The sequence below is a fragment of the Alterileibacterium massiliense genome (assembly GCF_900104645.1).
Taxonomy (GTDB): domain Bacteria; phylum Bacillota; class Clostridia; order Peptostreptococcales; family Anaerovoracaceae; genus Alterileibacterium; species Alterileibacterium massiliense.
Map to the genome: position 1 here is coordinate 134,446 of NZ_FNWE01000002.1, position 24,825 is coordinate 159,270.

A 24,825-nucleotide genomic window follows, 5' to 3' on the forward strand; every position below is an offset into this window, starting at 1 on the left:
ATTATCTAAATCCCCATCATCCTCATTGCCTGCTCTCTTAGTTTGTCGTCCGTCTTAAATTTTCCTCGAGATGCAAGGCAGATTGTCTTAGATCCTCTTGCTTTTATTCCCCTCATCTCCATGCAAAGGTGCTCTGCTTCAGTTATTACAAGCACACCGTCATTATCAATATTCTCATCTATAGCCTCTGCTATTTGCTCCGTCATATTCTCCTGTATCTGAAGCCTTCTCGCAAAAGTTTGTACGAGCCTAGCAAGCTTAGATAGTCCGAATACTCTCTCGTGCGGAAGATAAGCAATGTAAGCATTCCCAAAGAATGGAAGCATATGGTGTTCGCAGAGGGAATAGAAGTGTATGTCTTTTTCTATTACCATTTCACTTTTCTCTACCTTAAAGGTCTTTGCCAAATGTTCGCTTCCGTCGGAATTCATTTCTCCGAGGATTTCCTCATACATTCTGCTGACCCTTTGTGGTGTTTCCTTTAACCCCTCTCTATCGGGGTCTTCTCCTATTGCTTCAAGTAGCATTTTTACCGCTTTTTCCATTTTATCTTTGTTCATCTTTTCTTATCCACCTTTTTATCGTCTGCCATTGCTCATCAGGCTTTTTCTATATGCTTTTATCAAGCCTTTGCTCATCAATCTTCTCTATCTCTTTTGTCTATCTTTGTTATTTAATATATCTCATATCGCGTTATGCTTTCCCCGATATTATCAATTCCCTAATTCTTCCTGCAAAATATAGCGAGCCAAATATACAGATTGGCTTTCCATTAGCCTTTGAAATCGCACTATCAATTGCTTCTTCATATGATTCGCAAGCCACTGCTTTTATTCCAATTTCTAAAGCTTTTTCTGCAAGTTTTTCTGCCTCAAGTGCCCTTTCCGATTCCGGCTTAACAGCATATAAAAATTGGGCATATGGCAAAATTGTTTTAAGCATCTTCATATATTCCTTGTCTCGAAGTATCCCCGAAATAAATATAAGTTTTTCACCAGAAAAAATCGATCCAAGACTCTTTGTCAGCTCTTTTACCCCGCCTAAATTATGTGCTCCGTCTATTATTATATATGGATTTTTAGAAATAAGCTCGAACCTACAAGGATTTATTGCCTTTGATATTCCGCATTTTATGTCGTCGTCACTAAGTTCAAATCCATTTTTTACGAGCTCTTTTGATGCCCTTATTGCAAGTCCAGCATTTCTTATCTGGTATCCGCCGAGCATCTTAGTATAAATTCTCCCATCTATGTCCTTAACTTCAAAGCTCTGCCCACTCATATTTTTTTCTCTTTTTATACTAGAGCAGTATGAACTTATATCCACAAATTCAAGCTCGGCATCTACCTCTTTAGCTCTTTTTCTTAAAACTTCTTCAACTTCATTTGAACCAGCTATCGCCAAAGCCTTGCCTTTGCTTTTTATTATTCCGGCCTTATGACCTGCTATTTCTCTAAGTGTATTTCCAAGCAGGGCTGTATGGTCAAAATCAATATCCGTTATAAGTGAAAGCATCGGGGTGCCTATAGCATTTGTCGCATCATTTGTCCCGCCAAGTCCGCACTCCAGTATGACAGCTTCGCATTTTTCTTCCTTAAAATATTGAAGTGCTGTAGCAAAGATTATTTCAAACTTTGATAGGCAAGGCAAATTCTCCTTTGCCATTTCTAAAGAAATTTCTTTAATCTGGCTTATTATTCTAGCTGTGTCTCCATTTGGAATAATCTCGCCATTAATTTTTATTTGCTCATCAAAGCTTACCAATTCAGGAGATGAGAAAACTCCTATCCTATATCCTCCCGCTTCAAGAATATTAGAGAGATATATTGCGGTAGAACCTTTGCCATTCGTTCCAGCAATGTGAACTATCTTCATTCCATGACTAGGATTTCCAAGCCTTTTCAGAAGTTCTCTTATCGCAAGGAGATTATAAGAGATTTTGCCGTCCCTAACACCCTTCGCTGTAAACGAAGGTAAGTTATCAAGATATTTAGATGCCTCTAAAAAATTCATCTTGCTTGGCTTACTCCTTTTTATATACCAAAATAATCTTAAATCTTCTTATTAACGCTAGCCTCTTGAAATCTGATTTGGGACTTAATTATATATTTTATATCTATTTTTTTCAATTCTTCTGGCTTTATGTTATAATTACACGATTTGTTAATTTTTGTTAATTTCAGTTAATTTTTGTGAGGTTGGTTTTTGAAAGTATATATACTAAGGCACGCACAGACGGATATGAACAAGGCAAAGCTTATTCAGGGTAGGCTTGATATTCCAATAAATGAAGAGGGGGTAGCTCAGGCTGAGAATAGAAGAGATTCTGTAATTAAAAGCGGTCTCTCTTTTGATGTAATTTTTACAAGCCCTCTAGAGCGTGCAATCCAAACAACAGAGATAGTAAGTGGCGTAAATCGTTCTGAATTTATAATAGACGAAAGGCTTGCCGAACTCTGTTTTGGCGAAATCGAAGGACTTAATTATAGGTCTCTTCCATTTCCTCAGTCGAATTTCTTTGACTCTCCTAAAGACTATATCCCAGCAAAAGGCGGAGAAACTTTTGAAGAACTTGAAAGCAGGCTGACATCTTTTTTTACCGATTTAACTTCCGATGATTTTAATAAATTCAAATATTCCGCTAAAGATGATAATGATTTTTCTATTCTGATTACAAGTCACGGCACCGTTATGCACTCGATTCTTAAAAAACTGCTTGAGCTTGACTATGATGATTTCTGGACTCCTCCAGCTTCAAATTGCAGTCTTTTTGAAGTACAGCTTTCAAATCAAGAATACAAACTGATTGGAGCATATGATTTGGACGGTAACCTCGAGGCTGATATGCACAAATGGACTAAATAACGATTTTTATTAAATCTCTAGATTATGTCTTTCTTATGTCTCTCTTATGTCAACGAGAACAAGTCCGCCTCTCTTTTCATTTCCTGTGTTCCAAAGTTTTTCAAAATCAAGCCATTCATACTCACTATATGTCACTGCCTTTACGAATATCTTTTCATTTCCATTTTTGTCATCTTCTATCTTATACCCATTGATTAGAAACCAGTGCCAATTGTACTCGTCAAATACTTTATCTCTATGTCTTAAGGTTAGATTAGGGATTGGAAAACCTCTATCTATTTGATTCTTTAATACATGACTCGCATCTTTATATGCTTCTTCTCCCGAAAACTCTCTCATCTTTATGGAATTGACGCCTTTATTCTCAAGATAATTAGCATATCCCTCAATCCAAATGCTTGCCTTGTCAATCCCTGTCAGCCTAGGCCATAGATATTTTTTCATCTCATGAGCGAAATCTACATAATCTTGGCGAGTTATATTATCTATGAAAAGCTCGCAGGCTTTCTCTATTCCCTTGTATTTTTTCAGGTAAATACTTAGATCGCAAGCAGTTTCGGCTCCGCAGCCACCTAGTCTCATCATATATGAGCGAAACCAATCTTGATTTCCCCCATACGATTCTCCTATATTAAAATGTTTTAGCTCTTTAATTTTTATCATCTGCAAGTTCGTTATCCATTTATAAAAAATATCTTTAATATATTGCTATTTGTTCGCTTTTGTGTACTTCTGTTTGTTATAGTTCGCTGTTATGTTTTAGAGACTTATAGGTCTTTCAGGTTATATAGCTTTATAGTTTATAGCTTTTTAAAGTATTTCAATAGTACCCAATATCAATAAATATAAAGCGATGCACACGGCATCGCTTTCAAGGCTTATTAAGCTCTCTTTTCCTTTATATTTTAATTTATAAATATTTTTTAGCTTTCGTAACTACAATTTTTAAAACTTGCCACTAAGCCTTTAGTGCTTCATTGAGAGCCTTAATCAAATCGTCCGTATCAATTCCATGAACCGATGAGGCCTGCTCAATTGACTCTCCCTGTGATGCAGGGCAACCGATGCACATCATTCCATGCTCAAAAAATGTCCTTATCAGTTCAGGATTAGCATTGATTACATCGCTTATAATCATATCCTTGGTAATTTCTTTTACTCCTTCTGCCATTTTAATCCTCCTTATCTTATAATGCCCAAAGTCTGAACATTCGTATATCTCTACTCGTTTTTAATTTATCATTAGCATTATATAAAATCAATACCTTTTTACCTATCTTCACCTAATCCCTATCTCTCAACTTTTAATTAACACATTGCTTTGTTTACAAGAACTTATAAGATGTTATAATAAATATAGATTAATTATCTAAGAAAGGAATATTTAATGATAGATTTTAGAGAAGTAAAGCTCGAAGACAAGCCGTTGGTCGATTCTCTCATCTGTGCAAGCGGGTGTCATGGTGCAGACTATTCTTTTGCCAACCTTTATATTTGGCGTCATACATATAAGCCACTGATAAATTTTATAAATAATAGAATTGTAATATATATGCCCCATTCAGGCGGACTATATGCCTTCCCAAAGGGCGATGGACCTTTAAAAGAAACCATTGAGCTTATGAGGGAAGATGCACACGAGAGAGGACACAAATTTGAAATGCGTGGACTTACTCCTATGATTTTGGATGAGCTTAAAGAGATATATGGAGACTCTTTTTCTATAAAGGAAGATAGAGATAATGCCGATTATGTATATAAGACAGAAAAATTATGCGAGCTAAGAGGTAGACATCTCAGCTCGAAAAGAAATCATATAAAGCACTTTGAAAGAAATGGTGATTGGTATTTTAAAAGGATAACTTCTGATAATCTAAAAGAGGCTAGGGATTTTGTAAATACTTTTTATAATGAAAAAGATGACCCTGAACTTGAAGATGAATCCGTTGCAATAAATGAAATGTTTGACAATTTTGACGCTCTTGAGTTTTATGCGGGGATTCTTTATCAATCTGATAAGCCTGTTGCCTTTTCTGCAGGCACTCGCCTTGATGAAATCACCTTTGATACGCATTTTGAAAAAGCCCTTCCAACTGTTGAGGCCGCCTATACTATGATAAATCGTGAATTTGCAAGAATGATAAGAGAGCTTTTGCCTGACATTCAATATTTCAATCGTGAAGAGGACATGGGAATAGAGGGGCTCCGTCGTGCAAAGGAAAGCTACCGCCCGGATATTTTGCTGATGAAATATACAGTAACAGAAAAATAATGGAGATATAGATGATAGATATTCACGAATTAAAGCCTTCCGAAAATAATTCATTTCTAATGCTTTGGAGTAAAACTTTTGGAGATAGCAAAGAGGAAATCTTAGAATTTATGACTGCGTTTTCCGATGATATAAAATGCTTTACTCTTACCGATTCTGATAATAAATCTGATAATAAAAATGATGTTCTTTCAGCCTTAACACTTTTCAAAATGGGTAATTTGCACATACCTTGCAAAAAAAAATCTCCAGAGGTTTTCGTGAGTTATGCAATCTGCACCGATGAAAAATGTCGCGGCAAAGGTTATGGTGCTTCTATAACCAATTTTGCCTCAGATTATGTGACTAATTATAATAATAAAATTAATAAAAACTCCAGTGATAGTTCTGATGATTGTGATGCTATTTCAATTCTTTCTCCCGCGAGCAAAAGCCTCGTGAATTTTTATAAACCACTAGGATATGAGCCATTCTTTTTTTCAAAATATCACTCTCTAGGAGAAATAAGTGACAAAAGCATGGATTTAAGGCTATCGGAAATTTCTCATTCTGAATATGATAAAAAAAGAGAGCATTACTTAGAACCATTCGTTCATGTATCGCTCTCCGCCAAGTCCTTAATTTATTTATCGGGATATAGCAAATTCCTTTATTTTGAAATTGTAGAAAAAAGCATAAAGGGTATCGCTGTATATTCTGAATCTTCTATAGAAGATGAAATCCTTATCTCTGAGCTTTTGGCTGTACGCATATCAAGCTCCAGTGCAAGAGAGATTGATGAAAATTCAGGATTCTTAGAAAATTTTCACCTCATATCAGAAAAAGAAATTGCAGATGTTGCAAATGCAATTACGAAAACCTTAGGGTTTAAACGCTGTGAATATAGAACGCCTGCATATTGTGGAAATAATTTTTCAGATGAAATCGTTCAAGGTATGATCTTTGGCGATTTTGATTTTATTCCTAATGATGGCGATGAGGCTGAAAACAATTTATCATATTTGCCATACCTCGGATTTCCATTTGACTAATTTTAAGTCCGACACTTTAACTCTATCTTCCTACTTTTGACCAATCTTAGGCTAAATTTTCCAGTCTATCTCCTTGAGTGCGTTTTTTGTTAAAAATTCATTCGTTCTCGTGAAATAAGCTCCGTTCCAAAATCCTCTGTATGCAGAAAGTGGGCTTGGGTGTGCTCCCTCAATTATCAAATGATGGCCCGATTTTATAAGAGATTTTTTCTCTCTAGCATTTTTCCCCCAAAGAATAAATACTGTTGGTGTGTCTTTCCTATCTAGGCTTTTGATTATAAAATCCGTAAATTCTTCCCAGCCATGTCCTCTGTGCGAGCCTGCATTCCCATCTCTAACTGTAAGCGTTGTATTTAAAAGCAAGACCCCCTGCTCTGCCCATCTCGTTAGGCATCCAAAGGTTCCTAAATTGTTCTCACCCGTATGAGCCTTTTCTTTACCCGAAAATCTTTTTTTATTCTCGTCTGTAAAAATCGAAATCCCTGTTTCAAGCTCTAGTTCTTTAAATATATTGACAAGCGATGGAGGCCATTTAATGCCCTTTTGAACGGAAAAAGCAAGTCCATGTGCCTGCCCCTCTTCATGATATGGATCTTGACCAAGTATAACAACCTTAGTATCTTTATAGGAAGACGCTTTTAGTGCATTAAATATATCGTGCTTATCAGGATAAATCGTCTTTGTATTATATTCCTCAATTAAAAACTTCCTAAGATTCTTATAATAATCTTTTTTAACTTCTTCCTCTAATATTTCGTCCCAATCATTACCTATCTCTATCATCGATATGCCTCTTTAACGCTTTTCTTATTCTCATCTTATTTGTAAACTTTTCTTATTCTAACCTTATCTTTATGCTTTTCTTATTTTCAAAGTGTTCATAAATTTTGCTAACTAAAAACGCGAGTAGGATCCCGTCAGCTATTCCTACGAAAACATCGAGCGGATAATGCACTCCTACATAGAGCCTAGAAAATGAAATTAATGTCGCAAGAACAATCAGTGCAATACCAATTTTTTTCTTTAAGTCTTTTGTCAATCCTAGATAGATTGCGACTGCTGATGCAAAAGAGCTTGCACTGTGACCCGAAGGAAATGAAAAATCCCTTTGTATTTCTATAAGCCTTTGCACTTCTGTAAATATCTCATATGGTCTTGTCCTCGCAATTAAATTCTTTAAAATTATATTGTTTATTAAAAGACTAGAAAGGAGTGCAAGTGCAGAATATATGCCTGCTCTCCTTGTCTTTTTAAACAAAAGTAGCAATATGGTGATGATTATCCATATTGCCCCATTGTCACCTAGGTGTGTTATAAATTTTATTACCGGCGTTATCAGATCATACACAATTGTCTTTTGAATCCAAATGAGCAATGACCCGTCAACTACTCTTATTTTTTCCAATACTTGCTCCCTGCTACTTCCTATTTATTTCTAATTCTTTTCGATTTTTTATATTGGCTCTATTTATATTTGTATATAAGCTCTATTTTTCTTCATATTTTATATATTGTCTATTTTGTGAGCTTTTTTATCGCTTCTTCATAAGACATTGAAATAGCATCGTCTGGCTTAAACTTTAACCATATTGAGCAGTCTTTATCCTCTCCTTCTCTTCCGCTATATATAAGACTTTTCTCTAGTTCATCAAAGCTATCTTTAAACGCTTTAGCTCCCTCCGATACGGAAACATCTTTACCATCTATCTTATATTCGTCTATGCTTTTGCCATAGTCTCCTATGAAACGGTCTTTAATTACCTTAGAAAGCTTCATTTCACTTCCATTTATATTGAATTTATATATTTTATACTGCCAATTTATGTCTCCTATTGAGTTAAATGCGTACAGCGTGTTTTTCTCTTTTCCCTTATATATTACATAAGAAGTTCCTGCTGCAACTTGAGCATCTTGAAATTTCATTTCGCCAGATTCGTCTGGAATTGAATATTTTATCTCCTTCGCCTTGCCGTCCTCATATGTATAAATTGAAAGCTCTGCAACATATTGATTGTCCGTCTTTTTCATGAACAAAAGTTCAGGGATTTCATCTCCATTAATATCCGAAATAGCTACCTGCCTATCAATGCCTCCATGGCCCTCTCCGTCTGGCAAATAATTTAGTCTTGAGCCATTTATTTCCTGTTGCCAGTCATATCCTTTTATATCTTTTTCATTCTCTTTAAGGACATCAATATATGCCGAGTATGCTTTTTTTAGCTCATTTTTATTTTTTTCATCTGTGCTCTCTTGCTTTTTATCCGCCTTATTTGCACAAGCTGTGAGTGAAATAATCATCGCTGAAATAAGGGTTATTATAAATATTTTTTTGCTAAGCTTGTTCATCATCATTCCTCCTCGTATCTTCTTTATTTTTCTATTCATGTCTATTCTTGTCTGCTCTTATTTGCTCTTGTCTGTTTTTCTCTTTTCTTTTCTATTCTTGCTGACTTTGCATTGCCTTATCTGTCATTTTATCAATGATATGTTAAATGTTATCATATGTCCTTTTTTAATGCCAGCTTGATATTTTTATTTTTAATATGTTATCTTATATGCTCTATATGTGCAAATCAAAAGGACTGAGCCTGGTGCAATGCAGGATTCAGTCCTAAAGATACGCTTAGTTATGCCTTTAATCTGCTCTTAAATCGAAATGATTCCAAAGAATGACAATATCGAGCTAAGCAATATGAGTAGTAAAAAAACTGGTGCAACATAATGTAGAACCGTTTCGTAGACTCCCTTCCACTTGAAATCTGAGCTTAGCGATATTTCTTTTTCGATATTTTCTCTGCCAATTACCCTTAGTACGAGAATACAGGTTGCAAATGCTGCTATAGGCATCATTATCGAATTAGAAATAAAGTCAAAGAAGTCAAGGAATTGCAAGCCCAAAATCGTTACCTTGCCTAGTACATTATATCCTAGCGAAGATAGTGAGCCTAGGACAAGCATTATAACTAGAACAAATCCAACAGACTTTTTTCTATCCCAGCCAAACTCATCTACAAAGGTCGCTGCACTTGTTTCTGCTAAAGAAATCGAGCTTGTAAGTGCTGCAAATAGAACCAGCAAGAAGAAAAGTACTCCTGTTATCTGTCCAAGTCCCATGCTTTCAAAGACCTTTGGTATCATGACAAACATGAGAGAAGGTCCTGCCTGAAGCTGTTCTGGGGCTCCACCGGAAAATGCAAATACTGCCGGAATTATCATCAGTGCGGCTAGAATTGCTATTCCTGAATCAAATATTATTACTCTCTTTGTTGATTTATCTACATCAACATCTTTTTTCATATAAGATCCGTAAGTAATAAGGATACCCATGGCTACAGAAAGTGAATAAAACATCTGTCCCATAGCTGCAACTATCGTCATAATTGAGAAGTTTTTAAAATTAGGTATGAAGAAATACTTAATTCCCTCAGCTGCTCCAGGTCGTGTACATGAATAAATAGCAACAATAATTGCGAGGACAACCAAAGCCGGCATCATTATCTTTGAAACTCTTTCGACCCCGCTCTCAACACCAAAGAGTATTACTATCAATGTAAGTGCTGCAAATACTATGAACCAGCCCTCTGACTGTGTCGCAGTGCCAATGAAAGAACCGAAGAATCCGTCCTTTGCCGGAGCCTTAACATTGCCCGTAACATAGGTTACGAGATATTTTATAACCCAGCCACCTATTACTGAATAATAAGGAAGAATAATCATTGGAACAATAGCATTTATCCAGCCTCCTGCCTTTGACCAGCCTGACTTACTATATGTCTTATATGCACTGACAGGGCTTTTGCCTGTTATTCTACCAAGCACTGTTTCGGATGTCATAAGAGTATATCCGAAGGTAAAGGCAAGTATGATATATACAAGCACAAATGCTCCGCCTCCATATTTTGCAGCTAGATATGGAAATCTCCAAATATTACCAAGACCGACTGCAGAACCTGCTGTGGCTAGGACATATCCTAGCGAGCCGGAAAACTTGCTTCTGTTATCGTTTGTCTTTGTCATTTTGTTCTACCTCATAAATTTTCGTTAATTGATTTCTTAAATGTAATTAATATGTAATTTTACTTGTGTTTCTCCAGATTCCCATCTTTTCCGCTTCTTTTATCAGCTCAGCTCTGAAGTCGGGATGAGCTATACTTATGAGCATTTCCGCTCTTTGCCAAGTTGATTTTCCCTTGAGATTTACCGCACCATATTCTGTGACCACATAATTAACCGCAGCCCTTGGCGTGGTAACAATTGAACCTGGTGGAAGCGTTGGGTGAATTAGGGATACTTTTTGTCCATTTTTTAGCTTCCTCGTTGAGTGACAACAAATGAAGCTCTTTCCTCCTTTAGACCTGAACGCACCTTGAACAAAATCGAGCTGTCCTCCCGTTCCGCTAACATTGCGAAATCCTACGCTTTCTGAACAAACCTGTCCGTATAAGTCTATTCCGATGCAACCGTTAATTGACATGAAATTATCTATTTTCGCTATGTTTGCAGGGTTATTAACATAATCCACCGGTGCAGAGCAACAAATTGGATTGTCATCTATAAAGTCATATAATTCCTTTGACCCTCCTGCGAAGGTATAGACAGAAAGTCCCTTATCTGTTCTTTTATTATTGGTGAGAATTCCGGCATTATATAAATCCATATATGCATCAACAAGCATCTCGCTGTGAGCACCTATTTCCTTTATATCCGAATCGGCAAGCATTCTTCCAACGCAGTTAGGAAGTGCTCCAACTCCCAGCTGAACAGTTGCATTGTTTCCTATCTGCGAAACTATGAACTCCGAAATTCGTTTATCGTCTTCGGTTGCAGATTTATGCTCTATTGTCGCAAGATCAGGATTCTCTCCCTCAATTATGTAATTGATGTCCGAAATATTAATATGCGATTCATATCCGAGTGCGATAGGCATTTTTTCATTAACTTCGACTATAACTATCTTGGAGTTTTTAATTATTCCATGAAGGTCTGCATTTATTGGTCCAAAATTGAAGTTTCCATACTTATCCATTGGTGCTACCTGAAAAGCACAAATATCAAAGGTATTTCCCTCAAGACCCCAGTAAAGATTTTCCTCATTGAATAGGATTGGCACATACCAGCAATTACCATTCTGTTGCATTACCCTGTCTTGATTAAAAAAATGAGATGAGTAAAATCTAACTCTGTCAACAGGGGCATTTATCTTATATGTTTCAAGATAATCATTTCTAATTGCTATCTCTGTCTGGATTTCAAGCCCTCTAAGTAATTCGTCCTGCTGAATCCTCTTAGCAAGAGCTCTATCGAGATAAACAGAGCAACCCGTTCCAAGCCCAAAGTTCATTCTGTAGTTACTCTTGACGAGATTTGCAGCAAAATCCTCCGTAATTAGTTTGTCCTTGTACTCACTATGAATCAAGCTAATATCGTACATCAATACCTCCTTCTTGACCTTCTGATTACTTGCAAGTTTTTCAGAATGTCGACATTCTACAATAAATTTGTTTAATAATCAAGTTTTTTTAATATTTTTTGTGAAAAAAATTAATTTTTGTGTTTTGCACACTAATTCTTTGTTATTTTTTTACAGGCGTTTGTTTTGTATAAATTAATAGCCGGCGGCAAATGATAAACCGCAGGCTAATTATCAACCGTTTTTCTTAATTAACAATCCTCGCTTTTTTATCTATTACTCAAAGATTCTTCTTATCGTATTGATTCCTTTACCCGAATATGTATGAGTGCCTCCTGATGGGAATAGCTTAGTTTCCCTTATTCCATGTTGTTCATCCATAGCATGAACAATCATCCCATTTCCTGAGTAAATTGCGACATGGTCCAGATTTCCGAAAAAGATAATATCTCCCTCTTTAAGCTCTGAAATGCTAACTTCTCTTCCTCCGCAATTTTTTAAAAGAGTAGATACAGATCCAAACTGCCAGTTGTATCCGAAATTCCTATAAATAAGCGTCACATATGAAGCACAATCACAGCCATTTGTCAGACTTCTTCCTCCAAGCACATATGGATTACCTATGAACTGTTTTGCATAGGTTACAAGTTCTTCTCTTTTTAACTGCGTTTCTCTTTCTTTTTTCTCTATAGCTTCCTTAATTTTAATTTCTCGAGCTACTATCTTCTTGTCAAGGCTATCCACTTCTCTTTGCATAAGCGACTGAATTTGAACCGAAGTGCCATTCTTGCTACCCTTAACCTCTTTCGCTGAAGCAATATCTGTGCTGACAAATAATGCACTAAAAAGAATTATTAAAAGCGTTATTTCTAATAAAATTACATTCTTTAAACCTAGTTTTTTCATTGAATCCATATATTAATCTCTGTCTGTCAAAATGACTAGCTATGTCTGTCAAAATAAAAAATATCTTAGTGTGCCTATTTGCCTTTTTTATGTGTTAGATTATCTCAAAAAATAAATATTTCCATGTGAAGATTTTCTAAAAAATAATTAGGCAACAAAAATAATATGGCAACTGATAGATTATATCAATTGCCATATCTTCTTGGTGTCCCAGAGAGGATTCGAACCTCCGGCACCTGCTTTAGGAGAGCAGTGCTCTATCCCCTGAGCTACTGAGACAAATATTTATAAAAAATTCTTTATGATAATACCATGAGTTCGCCTATCTTTCAAGTGTGAAGCTAATTTGCGATACTCATTTGCAATGTTTGAAATTTATTTCTACTATGCCATTATATCTTTAGAGAGCATTTCCGCTTCATCTTTATACTTTTTACACTTTTCTTTTATTTCTTCCGCTTTATTTTCATCATCTATAAATGGAATATTGGCATCGACATTTCGCCCGGCTCCATCAATAGAAGCCTTTAGGTGAATCGCCCCTACATATACATCATCAATAAGATTAGGATTTGAATTTTTAATCAAACCTTTTGCTATCTTTAAGCCATTAACTCCAATTTCCATAATTCGAAGTGGGGCTAGTCCGGCACTTATTGCTTCTTTTGAGATTTCATTTCTTCTTAATTTCTTTTCTTCTTCTGTATTCTTTGGCAATTTAAAAGCCTCAGAAAGTTTGTAATATGCTTCCTTATCTTTATCAATTCCAAGTAAAAACTCTGACAAAATTTCATTCGCCTTTTCTCTCATCATTAAATTATCTTCTTCAAACTCTCTATATCTGTCCCTGCCAATGGTGAAATTTGTGACCATGATGAGAAGTGCTACGCCCTCTGCTCCTGTTAAAGCACTCGCAGCACCTCCACCGGGAGCAGGCGAGCCACTAGCAAGTTTTTTTATAAAATCTTTTATTTTTTCATCTGTTAAAAATTCTTTTTTTTCATCAATTTTCATTTGTTCTATATACCTTTTTAATAACGCTCCATGATAATGCTTAAAAATTCCTATAAAGCACTTAAGTAATGCTTGCTAAATAAAAGCCGGCTCTTTGCCGGCTTCATATCTATTATTCTGCGTCAAATGGCATAAGTGCTACCGTGCGTGCTCTCTTTATAGCCTTTGTAACAGCTCTCTGGTGCATTGCACAAGTTCCAGTAACTCTTCTAGGAAGAATTTTTCCTCTTTCTGTTACATACTTCTGCAAAGTTTCTACATCTTTATAATCTATTTTCTTGTCCTTGTCTGCACAGAATTGGCATACTTTGCGTCTTCTCATGCCTACACGCTTCTTGCTATTGTCCATTTATCTCTCCTCTCTGGCTGATATTCTTCAGTATTTTTTGGTTAAAATGGAATATCGTCTTCAGTTGTTTCAAATTCTTCAGGTAAATCCATGTCATCAGGCATTGAGTAACCAAAACCGTCATTTGAGCCGGCAAAATTTGACTTGTCGCCATCTCTACCTGCTCCATTTTGTCCTCCGCCTAGAAATTCCACGCTGTTAGCTATAACATCTGTCGTGTAAACCGTCTGACCGTCACGATTCTTATAGCTACCGGTCTGAATTCTTCCCTGAACGCCTACCTGTCTTCCCTTTGCAAGGTAACGACCGCAGTTCTCTGCTTGTTTACCAAATACCGTTATTCTTAGGAAGTCTGCTGATTGATCCCTATTTTGGGACCTTGGGCGATCAACTGCAATGGTAAAATGGCACACTGCCATCTGTGACGAAGTATACCTTACCTCTGGATCCCTTGTTAATCTTCCTATTAGTATTACGCTATTCATCACAAATCTCCTATTGTTCGTCCTTGCAAACGATAATATGTCTCATAATGCTGTCAGAAATTCTAAGTCTTCTATCAAGCTCCTTAGGCATATCTGCATTTGCTTTAAACTGAATAAGCACATAGAAACCATCTTTTTTCTTGTTGATTTCATAAGCAAGCTTTCTATTTCCCCAAATATCAACTTCGCCTGCTTCTCCACCATCGTTAATGATTTCCTTAACTCTTTCAATCATGGCATTCTTCTCTGAATCGTCCATAACTGGGTCGAGAATAAATAAGACTTCATAATTTTTCATTTGTTTCACCTCCTATGGCCTTATGACACCTCTCGGTGTAGGATTCCACTCTCATATTAGAATGGCTATTATGTCACGGAATAAAACCGTGCTTTTCTATTATATACAAATGTTTGCCAAAATCAAGCTTTTGATTTTTTAATTCTCTTTCCTTTTTTTAATTATAATTCCTGTCAGTCCTAGAATAGATAAACAGCCTAACCCTATAATTCCAGAAATATCATTGCTATCGCCAGTTTTTGGCTTGTCTGGCTTAGGTGGCTCATCAGGTTTTGGTGGTTCATCAGGCTTTTCCTTGTTTTCAATAACAAATTCTTGCTTAATATCCTCTGATGCCTTGACTTCATTAACCACGCACTGATATCCCTTTGGAACATTTATCTCCTTTACTTCATAAGTAAACTTGAGCTTTACACCCTCTACTATTCCCTCTGAAGGTAAATTCCTGAAAACATAAGTCCAATCATTTGTTGCATTTAGTTTTATATCTTCAAGATTATATTGACCGCCTTTATCATCCTTCCTAATTAATCTTACCGTTACTTCTTTTGGATGCTTTTTCTTCTTTGTTGCTCCTGCTTTGCGTTTCCATACCTTGCTTACTTTCACATTTACATCAAGATTTTCCTGCCCAAAATCTATATCGGTGTTAGTAGCTATTCCGCCACCTCTTTCTTTTGCTATATTTCCAACAATTATTATCTTTGCAGATTTTTCATGAGTTTTATACCAATCTCCATCTGACTTTATCTTTCCAAGTATTCCAAACGAAGTTGTTCTATTAGTATATTTATCAGGAGTTAATACTGGATCACCCTCTTTATAAGGAGCGTCCGGCTCATCAGCATACCAATTTACTCTATTCCCCAAAAATGTTCTATCTTGTATGGTAATTTTATGATAATCAGGTTTATTGCCCTCTAATATGCTCTTATAAATTGTGTCTTTGCCCTCGAACCTCACATCTGTTCCACTAACGAGATATGCCGTTTTTTCTCTATGGTCAAGCTCATTATCTAAAATTGCTGCTCCATATGTCGTATGATTCCTTACCCTTGATGTAGGACAGCACCACACTCCAGCACCTGTAGGAGCCTTATTGCCTGATATAATTACATTGTCCATTACAACAAATGGCTGATTGTGAATAGAAAGGTCAATTCCACCGCCCGAATATTCAGACTCATTATACGATATAACACCTGACTTAATAGTTACCTTATCATTCTTTTTCTCCATCTGGAATGATATTCCGCCACCTAGGAATTGAGCTTTGTTTTTTGATATGATATTTCCTTCCAAAATAACATCTTCGCATCCACCTCTATTTACAGTTCCTCCAAAGGAGATTCCGCCGCCGCAGGAATAGTGTATGCCGTAGTCGTAATATTCATTCTTTGCCCATGCTTCATTTCCTATAATCTGGTTGTTTTTTATTAAAAATTTCCCAGGACCACTTAGTGACATTGCACCGCCAAAAGCACTTCTTATCACTGTTCCTAAGGCTTCTGCTCGATTATTTATAACCTTGTTATTTACAATATTAATATTAGAATTTTTTGCATTCCTTTCAGTAGTTATTCTCAGTGCCCCCCCATTTTCATTCGAAATGTTGTCGTGGAAATTGCAATTTTTTATTTCTATATCCACATCATTTCTTGCGTCGATGCTAATTACTGCTCCCGATAAATATGCCTTAAGATTATAAACTTCTAAATTTTCCATATTGATATTAGAATCTTGAGAATCCATAAACCCAGATGTATATCCATCGCCATCTACATCTTTCGCTGTAACCTTTCCATTTTTAATTGTAAATGACCCCTTGCCTTTTACCGGAAATGTCCTCCTAGTAGACTTTTCTGTAGCAATTACTATAGTATTTCCCTTTAAATCCAAAGTTAAATGCTTGCTTGCCGGCACTTCCGAATAATCTGTAACTTCAATATCTTCTTCAAGCGTTAATATATCGCCGTCCTTTGCTGCCTCAAATGCCGATATAAAATTTGAATATCCTTTATCGCCAATCTTAATTGCACTTTTGTCAGCACTGGATAGGAAGCTATTTACTACAATTCCGTTGATCGATAGAAAATTGTAAATCCCAAAAAATGCACAAAAGATAATTATAATTGATACTATTGATTTCTTTTTCATAATATCTCCCTCTTTGTCATTCTTTAAATAATTAAAAAAGATTCTCTTTACTAGATTATATGCGGATAAATAATTAATGCAATGGAAACCCTAACTTTTTTGGTCAAGTATTTTATGTTTACTTGCTGTATTTACATCTATTGCATTTTAAAGCTCTGCTGAGTCAAGAATTATTGTAAATGGTCCATCATTTAGTAGTTCCACCTTCATGTCTCCACCAAATACCCCTTTTTCGACATGATAACCTTGGCTCTCGCACCTTGCCATTATATATTCGTAGAGCTTTTCCGCTTTTTCAGGCTTTCCTGCTGATGTAAAGGATGGCCTATTTCCCCTTTTGCAGTTTGCATAAAGCGTAAATTGAGAAATCATAAGAAGTTCCCCGCCTACATCATTAAGGGAAAGATTGGTTTTCCCATCTTCATCTTCAAAAATCCTTAGCTTTAGCATCTTATCAGTCATCTTTTCTGCTATTTTTTCATCGTCATCTTCAGAAATTCCTACCAAAACTACGAATCCCTTATCTATTTCTCCCGTAATTTTTCCATTTACTTTAACGCTTGCTCGCGTTGTCCTCTGAATTACAAATTTCAATTTTTCCTCCTATCTCATTATCTTATTTCATTATTAATTAGCTTATATTTTTATTAATTAGTTCGTAAATTATTTCGTATTAATTCTATCCTAAATTCTACTCCAAAAATTTTATTTATAAAGTATTTTAAACTATCTTTGCACTATTTTATTAACAGTGTATAATATTAAAAATTAATTTAACAGGAGAATATTATGAATCCTTTTACAACAATTCCTGCGGCTTTTAAAGCATATGATGAAATTAAAAGATATAACAGGCTTGCTCCCAAGATTGATGAAGCCTTTGCTTCAGGCGATGTCCAAGGTGCAAGAGAGATAATGCGAGTTGGAATGAACGCCTTTGCGGATAATTTAGTTGAGCGACTTGACCTTGATTATACAATTATGGGAAAAGAAAATATTCCGGAAAATGGGCCGGTGCTCATCATGGCAAATCATCAGGGATATTTTGATTTGGTTGGATTATATCATGCAATTCAAAAATTTCATTTTGGAATGGTAGCCAAAGAAGAACTTGCAAAGTTTAAATTTCTAAGAACAGCAATCGAGCACACTGGTTCAGTCTTCATAAATAGAGGTAATTCAAGAGAAGCCTTAAAGACAATGAATGAGGCGACGAAATTGCTAAAAGCAGGAGATTCTCTAGGAATATTTCCTGAAGGCACCAGAAGCAGAAAATTTGAACCAGGAGAGTTTAAATTGGCAAGCTTTAAATTTGCAGAAAAAGCCGGCGTGCCTATTCTTCCTGTATCAATTAGCGGTTCATATCGGCTCTACGAAGAAACTGGCTCATTTAAAAGAAGTCCCCAGCTTATAAAGATTCATCCTCTGGTAGATTATGGCTCGCTCGAAAGAAAGGATAGAACTTCTTGTCAACTTGATATTATTGAAACGATAAAAGGTGGGATTGAAGATATATAATACTAAAAATGTAAGTGAATATGATGTAATTGTTCTCGGCGGAGGTGCTTCGGGTCTTTTTCTCGGTGCATCTCTTAATTTGAATGGTAAAGCCGGTCTTATAATTGAGGCAAGTCCCATCTTAGGTAAAAAAATCCTCGCAAGTGGCGGGGGAAGATGTAATTTTACCCATGCAGGTTCTATCAAGGATTTTATCCACTGCTATCATTCTCTTTCTTCTAAGGCAGAAAGTTTTGTCCGCTCTCCTCTATATAAATTTAACAACCTAAAAACGAGGAATTTCTTTGAAAGCATAGGTGTTCTTTCCTATTCTCAAGATGATGGCAGAATTTTTCCATCTTCAAATAAATCAATCAGCGTAAGAAATGCCTTGATAAAAAAATGTGAGCTGAATTCTTGGACATTTTCTCTTAACACAAGAATCGTAAAAATAGAAAATAATAAAAATAATAATTATAGCTGGCTTCTTAAAAGTGATGATGGTGGTTATTTCGCTACAAAAAACCTTGTGATTTCTGCCGGAAGCCCTGCATGGAAGTATGATGACTATTCAAATCAAATATTTGATGATTTGAAAAATCTCGGTGTTAAGATAGTTAATCCGCTCCCTGCACTAACACCTATAAATATCAAAAGTTTTAATCTCAAAAGTCTTTCAGGAATTTCATTTGAAAATGCCAGCCTCAGCCTCATTAATTCTGATACAAAAAAGTCTATTTATAAAAATAGCGGAGATATTCTAATTACAGAAACCGGCTTCAGCGGTCCTCTTGCCTTGAACTCCTCTTGGTTTATTAATAAATTAAAATCTGAATATTTTTTAAAACAGGAATGTAAGGATTTTGAGCTCATTATAGAGCTAACCGAGGATAGTTTTTTACATGAATTTGATTTTCATGGTGTGAATTTGAGCCTTTCAAATGCGATAAAATTTTATTCCAGTTTACCAGAAAGATATATCAGATTTATCTGTGGAGATTTTTCTGATCAAAAAGCCTCATCTGTTCCTCTCAAAAAAATACATACTATCATAAACAATATGTACAAAGCGTCATATTCTTCATCTTTGATAAATAATTCTTCTTTTGAAAATGCGATGTCTGCCCTTGGCGGTGTATCCCTAGAAGAAATAAATAATAAAACCTTCCAATGTAAATCATTGAAAGGTTTATATGTAATAGGTGAAGCTCTCGATATAAGCGGTGACAGCGGTGGTTACAACTTTCAATTCATGTGGTCATCTGCAATGAGTGCCTCCTTATGCCTCGCTCAAGACTTTGCTCGCATACTTATTCGCGATTAATAATTATATCCTCGAGCTTTCTCTTTGGGACAATCTGAACTCCGTCATTATCTCTGTAGTATTTTACGCCTTCCCCTGATTCAACTTCTTTTATCTCGGCTTTTTCAAGCGATTTTCCAACCGCTATTATGAGCTTTACTTCCATCTCGTCAGGTAAAAACAATTCTTCTTTAACCTTTTTCGGGTCAATTCCTCCCATTATGCAGATTGCAAGTCCCATCTCCGTAGCTTTAAGACCGATAGTCTGTGCTGAAATACCTGCTTCATACATGAATATAGGCTGCTCTTCGACAATTGATTTGTCATGACAGATAACTATATAAGCAGGTGGCTCCTCTCCCTTATAAGGTAGATTTAAGTCCTTGAGAAGTCCGCCAAAGCTGACCAAATCCGTAATCTTATCTGTAATTATATCTTTATTACTTATAAAATATTTTAGTGGCTGTTTATTAATGGCAGATGCTGTAACTCTAGCTAAATCAACCATTTCAAGAAGTTCTTCTCTTTTTATCTTTCTGCTTCGATCGAACCCCCTACAACTTCTGTTAGCTGTCACCAAATCTCTTAACATTGAGGTCTCCTCTCTTGTTAATTTATTTTTATTTATTTTTATTAATTAAATTAGTCTAATCTGCTTATCTTCGCTTTTCTTCGGTGCTTTTTCTCTAACCCTTTTTGCCTGCTCAATATTTTCAAGTACCTTTGCAAAAGCCACTATTTCCTGACCCTTGTTTACTTTCATAATCTTAACTCCTTGGGTCGTTCTTCCGGACCTAGATACATCTTTTGCCCTTATCCTTATTATTACATTGTCAGAGTTTATTAACATTATCTCGTCACTCGTATCCACTAGGACTGCACCTAGAAGTGGACCAGTTTTTTCTATCTTATTCTTGTCAAAGGTGTAGATTCCCTTTCCTCCTCTTGACTGAATCCTATAATCTGAAAGCTTAGTTCTCTTTCCATATCCTCTCGTCGTCATAACAAGTACGGTCTGATCTTCATTTTGCAGCAGCACGAGTGATACAACTTCGTCGTCTTTGTCTAAGTTTATTCCCCTAACTCCGACTGCAGTTCTTCCCATTCCTCTTATATCATCCTCATGGAAAATAATTGCTTTACCGAGTTTTGATATGAGCATTACATAGTCTTCACTGCTAGACTGGGCAACGCCTATAAGCTTATCATCATCTTTGAGCTTTATTGCATTTAATCCTGTTTTTCTCACAGTGCTGAACTGAGATACCGAAGTCTTTTTAATAGTTCCATTCTTCGTTACCATGATGAGATAATCATCTTCAGTATATTCGCTGACAGGTATTACAGCCGCAATTCTTTCCTCTTGGTCTAGATTTAAGAAGTTGATAACCGGAGTTCCCTTTGCCGTCCTTGAAGCCTCAGGAATTTCATAAGCCTTTATCTTGAACATTCTTCCCCTGTCTGTAAAGAAGAGTAGATAGTCGTGAGTTGAAGTTATTATTAGGTCTTTTACAAAATCTGAATCTCTCGTAGTAAGACCAACTATTCCCTTGCCTCCTCGTTTCTGCGTCTTGAATGTGTTCTCTGGTATTCTCTTAATATATCCAAGGTTTGTAAGCGTTATTGCAACATTCTTTTCTTCAATAAGAGCTTCATCTTCAATTTCACCTGTCGCAGATACGATTGTTGTTCTTCTCTCGTCTCCCCACTTATTTTTGATTTCGAGAAGCTCGTCCTTAATAACTCCCATGAGCTTTCTTTCGTCTGCAAGGATTTCTTTGTAATAAGCAATTTTTTTCATAAGTTCTTCAAGCTCATTTTCTATCTTTTCCCTCTCAAGACCTTGAAGCCTTGCAAGCCTCATGTCCAAAATAGCTTGAGCTTGAATCTCTGATAGAGCAAATGTTATCATCAATTTTTCTTTTGCATCATTATAAGATGAGCGAATAACCTTGATAACTTCGTCTATGTTGTCAAGGGCAATTATCAGTCCCTCTAAGATATGTGCCCTGTCCTCAGCTTTTCTTAAATCATATCTCGTTCTTCTAGTTACTACATTTTTCTGGTGCTTAAGATATTCATCTAATATCTCATAGAGGTTGAGAATCTTAGGTTCACCATTTACAAGTGCCAGCATAATCATGCTATAACTTGTCTGAAGCTGTGTGTGCTTATAAAGCCTATTTAGAACTAAATTAGGATTTGCATCTTTCTTAAGCTCTATTACAATCCTCATTCCCTCTCTTGAGCTTTCATCTCTTATCGCTGTTATTCCGTCAATTCTCTTGTCTTTGACTAATTCAGCAATTGATTCTATCAATCTAGCCTTGTTGACCTGATAAGGAATGGAGTGAACTACAATCCTCATCTTTCCACGAGAGCTTTCTTCGATAGTACATTCCGACCTTATGGTTACCTTTCCCTGACCAGTTCTATATGCTTCTTTCGCACCATCTTTACCAAGGAGCAGTGCCCCTGTTGGAAAATCAGGTCCCTTAACTATATCGATAAGGTCTTCGACGGTGCTCTCCTTGTCATCAATCATCTTAACGCAGGCATCGATGACATCGCTTAAATTATGCGGAGGTATTGATGTAGCCATTCCAACTGCTATACCATTTCCACCATTTACAAGAATATTAGGTACTCTTGATGGCAAAATTGTCGGCTCTTTTTCCTCTCCATCAAAATTATCAACAAAGTCAACAGTTTCCTTGTCAATATCTCTTAGCATCTGAAGTGAAAATGGGCTCATTCTCGCTTCTGTATACCTCATGGCAGCAGCTCCGTCACCATCGACCGAACCGAAGTTACCATGCCCATCTACAAGAGGATACCTCGTTGAAAAGTCCTGTGCGAGCTTTACCATGGCATCATATATCGATCTGTCACCATGTGGGTGATATTTACCCATTACCTCTCCGACTATACGAGCACTTTTTTTGTGAGGCTTATCCGGACTTACTCCAAGTGCGTGCATTCCATATAAAATTCTTCTGTGAACCGGCTTTAGTCCATCTCTAACATCGGGAAGTGCCCTAGCAACGATGACGCTCATGGCATATTCAATATATGATTTTTTCATCTCATCATATATTTCATGATTTATTATTCTGCTGTTATCAACTATATCAGACATAACTCTCCTTTACCTCTGTCTTAAATATCTAAGTTCTGAACATACTTAGCGTTCTGCTCTATAAATTTTCTTCTTGGCGGAACTTTGTCACCCATAAGAGTCGTAAAAATTTCATCTGCTGCTGTTGCATCATCAATTGTAATCTTTACCAAAGTTCTGTTGTTATAATCCATTGTCGTTTCCCAAAGCTGATTATAGTCCATCTCTCCAAGACCCTTATATCTTTGAATATCTATCTTGGCCTTTGGATTAGCCTCTTTCATCTCAGCCAGTGCCCTTGCCTGCTCCTCATCTGAATATGTATATCTAATATCTTTTCCGCATTTAATTCTGAAAAGCGGTGGCTGTGCAGCATATACATATCCTCCCTCAATTAGAGGTGTCATATATCTAAATAAGAATGTTAAGAGCAAGGTCCTGATATGAGCACCGTCTACATCGGCATCGGTCATTATTATTATCTTATGGTACCTTAATTTGCTAATATCAAAGTCATCTCTAATTCCGCAGCCGAAGGCAGTAATCATATTCTTTATTTCTTCCGAATTTAGAATTTTGTCATATCTAGCTTTTTCAACATTTAGTATCTTTCCTCTTAGAGGTAGGATCGCCTGCCTTGCTCTATCCCTTCCCGACTTTGCACTGCCTCCTGCTGAATCTCCCTCAACTATGAAGATTTCAGAAAGTGCCGGATCTTTTTCTGAGCAGTCTGCTAGTTTTCCTGGAAGTGATGTAGACTCGAGTACACTGGTTTTTCTTGTAATATCCCTTGCCTTTCTAGCCGCCTCCCTCGCTCTTTGAGCAGCACTTACCTTATCGCATATCTTCTTTGCTTCCTTAGGGTGTTCTTCTAAATATGCACCTAGATTCTCTGTCATATTTGATTCTACAAAGCCTCTTATATCTGAGTTTCCGAGCTTTGCCTTTGTCTGACCTTCGAACTGTGGATTTGTCAGCTTTACGCTCACTATTGCAGTGAGTCCCTCTCTTACATCTTCACCCTGAAATGCACTATCTTTTTCCTTTAAAATATTATTTTTTCTAGCATAGTCATTTATCGTCTTTGTCAAAGACGCCTTTAAACCTGATAGATGATAGCCACCCTCAACTGTATTGATATTATTTGCATAGGAATAAATAAGTTCGCTATATCTATCCGTATATTGCATAGCAACCTCTACTTCCCTACCTTCTTCCTTATATTCAAAATAGAAAATATCAGTTGTTATTGGATCTTTTTGTCTATTTAGATATTTAATAAACTCCTTTATTCCGCCCTCATAATAGAAGCTCTCCTTGCGTTCTTTTTCTTTTCTCTTATCCTCTATAGAAATTCTAAGACCTTTATTGAGAAAAGCCATCTCTCTCATTCTTCTTTGCAAGGTATCATAATCATATTCTGTTTCATCAAAAATTTTAGGGTCAGGCCAAAATCTCGTCTTTGAACCGCTTTCTTTAGAATTGCCCTTTATTACTAAATCAGTAACCTCTTTTCCACTGAAATATTCCTGCTCATATATCTTTCCATTTCTTCTTACTTCAACAATCATATGAGTAGAAAGTGCATTTACAACAGACGCACCTACTCCGTGAAGTCCTCCTGAAACCTTATATCCTCCACCACCAAATTTTCCACCTGCGTGAAGCTGTGTATGAATAACCTGGACAGCAGGAATTTTAAGCTTTGGATGCTCATCTACCGGCATTCCTCTACCATTATCCTTTACAGTTATGGAATTATCTTCTTCAATTATCACTTCTATATGAGAGCAATAACCTGCGAGTGCTTCATCAACACTATTATCAACTATCTCATATACGAGATGATGCAATCCCTGAGGTCCTGTGCTTCCAATGTACATTCCCGGTCTAAGTCTTACCGGTTCAAGACCCTCAAGAACTTGTATTTGCGAAGCATCATATTCTTGATTTTTATTTTGTTTTTTTGATGTAGTCATTGTCTTTCCTTTTCATACAATTTTCTTATAAATATAGAGGAATTTTATCATGTTTTAATAAAAATTACAATAATATCGTTTTTCTTTTCTAAAACGAGCTAAAAACAACATTATCGCATTAAAAAAACACACTATTCCATC

Annotated in this window: 24 protein-coding genes and 1 tRNA gene; 5 read left to right on the top strand and 20 right to left on the bottom strand. The window is 36.2% G+C overall.

Features of this window, described 5'->3' with window-relative positions:
* Positions 1-5: 5 nt before the first annotated feature.
* On the bottom strand, positions 6-560 hold the full coding sequence (folE, locus tag BQ5371_RS02435) for a GTP cyclohydrolase I FolE (RefSeq protein ID WP_071132361.1): 555 nt from the start codon (positions 558-560) through the stop codon (positions 6-8).
* A gap of 133 nt (positions 561-693) precedes the next feature.
* Entirely contained in the window at positions 694-2,013 is a 1,320-nt protein-coding gene (locus BQ5371_RS02440; protein WP_071132362.1) for a bifunctional folylpolyglutamate synthase/dihydrofolate synthase, read from the bottom strand.
* Positions 2,014-2,205: 192 nt separating this feature from the next.
* On the opposite strand from BQ5371_RS02440, the gene BQ5371_RS02445 reads away from it, so the two are divergent.
* Positions 2,206-2,865, top strand: coding sequence for a histidine phosphatase family protein (locus tag BQ5371_RS02445; protein ID WP_071132363.1), 660 nt, complete (start codon positions 2,206-2,208; stop codon positions 2,863-2,865).
* A 33-nt stretch (positions 2,866-2,898) separates the two neighbouring features.
* Here BQ5371_RS02445 and BQ5371_RS02450 read toward each other — a convergent pair whose 3' ends face one another.
* A complete protein-coding gene (locus BQ5371_RS02450; protein WP_071132364.1) occupies positions 2,899-3,528 on the bottom strand; it encodes a hypothetical protein in 630 nt (209 codons plus the stop codon).
* 295 nt (positions 3,529-3,823) lie between these two features.
* Positions 3,824-4,036: a DUF1858 domain-containing protein gene (locus tag BQ5371_RS02455; RefSeq protein ID WP_071132365.1), complete on the bottom strand. Its 213-nt coding sequence runs from the start codon at positions 4,034-4,036 to the stop codon at positions 3,824-3,826.
* A 216-nt stretch (positions 4,037-4,252) separates the two neighbouring features.
* On the opposite strand from BQ5371_RS02455, the gene BQ5371_RS02460 reads away from it, so the two are divergent.
* On the top strand, positions 4,253-5,137 hold the full coding sequence (locus tag BQ5371_RS02460; protein WP_071132366.1) for a DUF2156 domain-containing protein: 885 nt from the start codon (positions 4,253-4,255) through the stop codon (positions 5,135-5,137).
* A gap of 11 nt (positions 5,138-5,148) precedes the next feature.
* The gene (locus tag BQ5371_RS02465) at positions 5,149-6,168 is read left to right on the top strand and encodes a hypothetical protein (RefSeq protein WP_071132367.1); all 1,020 of its coding nucleotides are present in this window, start codon (positions 5,149-5,151) and stop codon (positions 6,166-6,168) included.
* Positions 6,169-6,219: 51 nt separating this feature from the next.
* Here the strand turns inward: BQ5371_RS02465 and BQ5371_RS02470 are convergent, their stop codons facing one another.
* From BQ5371_RS02470 to dtd, 13 genes are all read right to left on the bottom strand, one after another.
* Positions 6,220-6,951: a uracil-DNA glycosylase gene (locus BQ5371_RS02470; RefSeq protein ID WP_071132368.1), complete on the bottom strand. Its 732-nt coding sequence runs from the start codon at positions 6,949-6,951 to the stop codon at positions 6,220-6,222.
* A gap of 52 nt (positions 6,952-7,003) precedes the next feature.
* The gene (locus BQ5371_RS02475; protein WP_071132369.1) at positions 7,004-7,573 is read right to left on the bottom strand and encodes a phosphatase PAP2 family protein; all 570 of its coding nucleotides are present in this window, start codon (positions 7,571-7,573) and stop codon (positions 7,004-7,006) included.
* Positions 7,574-7,683: 110 nt separating this feature from the next.
* Positions 7,684-8,553, bottom strand: coding sequence for a hypothetical protein (locus BQ5371_RS02480; RefSeq protein ID WP_135354784.1), 870 nt, complete (start codon positions 8,551-8,553; stop codon positions 7,684-7,686).
* Positions 8,554-8,814: 261 nt separating this feature from the next.
* The gene (locus tag BQ5371_RS02485) at positions 8,815-10,185 is read right to left on the bottom strand and encodes a sodium-dependent transporter (RefSeq protein WP_071132371.1); all 1,371 of its coding nucleotides are present in this window, start codon (positions 10,183-10,185) and stop codon (positions 8,815-8,817) included.
* A gap of 46 nt (positions 10,186-10,231) precedes the next feature.
* A complete protein-coding gene (locus tag BQ5371_RS02490; protein WP_071132372.1) occupies positions 10,232-11,599 on the bottom strand; it encodes an acetyl-CoA hydrolase/transferase family protein in 1,368 nt (455 codons plus the stop codon).
* Positions 11,600-11,854: 255 nt separating this feature from the next.
* Positions 11,855-12,493: a C40 family peptidase gene (locus BQ5371_RS02495; protein ID WP_071132373.1), complete on the bottom strand. Its 639-nt coding sequence runs from the start codon at positions 12,491-12,493 to the stop codon at positions 11,855-11,857.
* A 194-nt stretch (positions 12,494-12,687) separates the two neighbouring features.
* Positions 12,688-12,763 (bottom strand) — tRNA-Arg (locus tag BQ5371_RS02500).
* Positions 12,764-12,868: 105 nt separating this feature from the next.
* Positions 12,869-13,498 carry a cyclodeaminase/cyclohydrolase family protein gene (locus BQ5371_RS02505; protein ID WP_071132374.1) on the bottom strand — a complete coding sequence of 210 codons (630 nt, stop codon included), beginning with the start codon at positions 13,496-13,498 and terminating at the stop codon, positions 12,869-12,871.
* A gap of 112 nt (positions 13,499-13,610) precedes the next feature.
* Positions 13,611-13,847, bottom strand: coding sequence for a 30S ribosomal protein S18 (gene rpsR / locus BQ5371_RS02510; RefSeq protein ID WP_071132375.1), 237 nt, complete (start codon positions 13,845-13,847; stop codon positions 13,611-13,613).
* A 41-nt stretch (positions 13,848-13,888) separates the two neighbouring features.
* Positions 13,889-14,332 carry a single-stranded DNA-binding protein gene (locus BQ5371_RS02515; protein ID WP_071132376.1) on the bottom strand — a complete coding sequence of 148 codons (444 nt, stop codon included), beginning with the start codon at positions 14,330-14,332 and terminating at the stop codon, positions 13,889-13,891.
* Positions 14,333-14,342: 10 nt separating this feature from the next.
* Positions 14,343-14,630 carry a 30S ribosomal protein S6 gene (gene rpsF, locus BQ5371_RS02520; RefSeq protein WP_071132377.1) on the bottom strand — a complete coding sequence of 96 codons (288 nt, stop codon included), beginning with the start codon at positions 14,628-14,630 and terminating at the stop codon, positions 14,343-14,345.
* Between the two features lie 138 nt (positions 14,631-14,768).
* On the bottom strand, positions 14,769-16,787 hold the full coding sequence (locus BQ5371_RS02525) for a Cna B-type domain-containing protein (RefSeq protein ID WP_071132378.1): 2,019 nt from the start codon (positions 16,785-16,787) through the stop codon (positions 14,769-14,771).
* 147 nt (positions 16,788-16,934) lie between these two features.
* The gene (dtd, locus tag BQ5371_RS02530) at positions 16,935-17,381 is read right to left on the bottom strand and encodes a D-aminoacyl-tRNA deacylase (RefSeq protein WP_071132379.1); all 447 of its coding nucleotides are present in this window, start codon (positions 17,379-17,381) and stop codon (positions 16,935-16,937) included.
* A gap of 195 nt (positions 17,382-17,576) precedes the next feature.
* Between dtd and BQ5371_RS02535 the strand changes: the two genes are divergently transcribed.
* Positions 17,577-18,305 (top strand): lysophospholipid acyltransferase family protein, encoded by a 729-nt coding sequence (locus BQ5371_RS02535; RefSeq protein ID WP_071132380.1) that lies wholly within the window; start codon positions 17,577-17,579, stop codon positions 18,303-18,305.
* Positions 18,292-19,608: an aminoacetone oxidase family FAD-binding enzyme gene (locus BQ5371_RS02540; protein ID WP_071132381.1), complete on the top strand. Its 1,317-nt coding sequence runs from the start codon at positions 18,292-18,294 to the stop codon at positions 19,606-19,608. Before BQ5371_RS02535 ends, BQ5371_RS02540 begins: the two co-directional genes overlap by 14 nt.
* On the opposite strand, the gene BQ5371_RS02545 is transcribed toward BQ5371_RS02540, so the two are convergent.
* From BQ5371_RS02545 to gyrB, 3 genes are read right to left on the bottom strand one after another with little or no spacing between them, the layout of a single operon-like run.
* Positions 19,595-20,179, bottom strand: coding sequence for a nitroreductase family protein (locus BQ5371_RS02545; RefSeq protein WP_071132382.1), 585 nt, complete (start codon positions 20,177-20,179; stop codon positions 19,595-19,597). The two genes, BQ5371_RS02540 and BQ5371_RS02545, sit on opposite strands and share 14 nt — an antisense overlap.
* Before the next feature lie 45 nt (positions 20,180-20,224).
* Positions 20,225-22,726 (bottom strand): DNA gyrase subunit A, encoded by a 2,502-nt coding sequence (gene gyrA, locus BQ5371_RS02550; protein WP_071132383.1) that lies wholly within the window; start codon positions 22,724-22,726, stop codon positions 20,225-20,227.
* A gap of 20 nt (positions 22,727-22,746) precedes the next feature.
* Positions 22,747-24,684, bottom strand: coding sequence for a DNA topoisomerase (ATP-hydrolyzing) subunit B (gyrB, locus tag BQ5371_RS02555; RefSeq protein ID WP_071132384.1), 1,938 nt, complete (start codon positions 24,682-24,684; stop codon positions 22,747-22,749).
* Between the last annotated feature and the right edge of the window lie 141 nt (positions 24,685-24,825).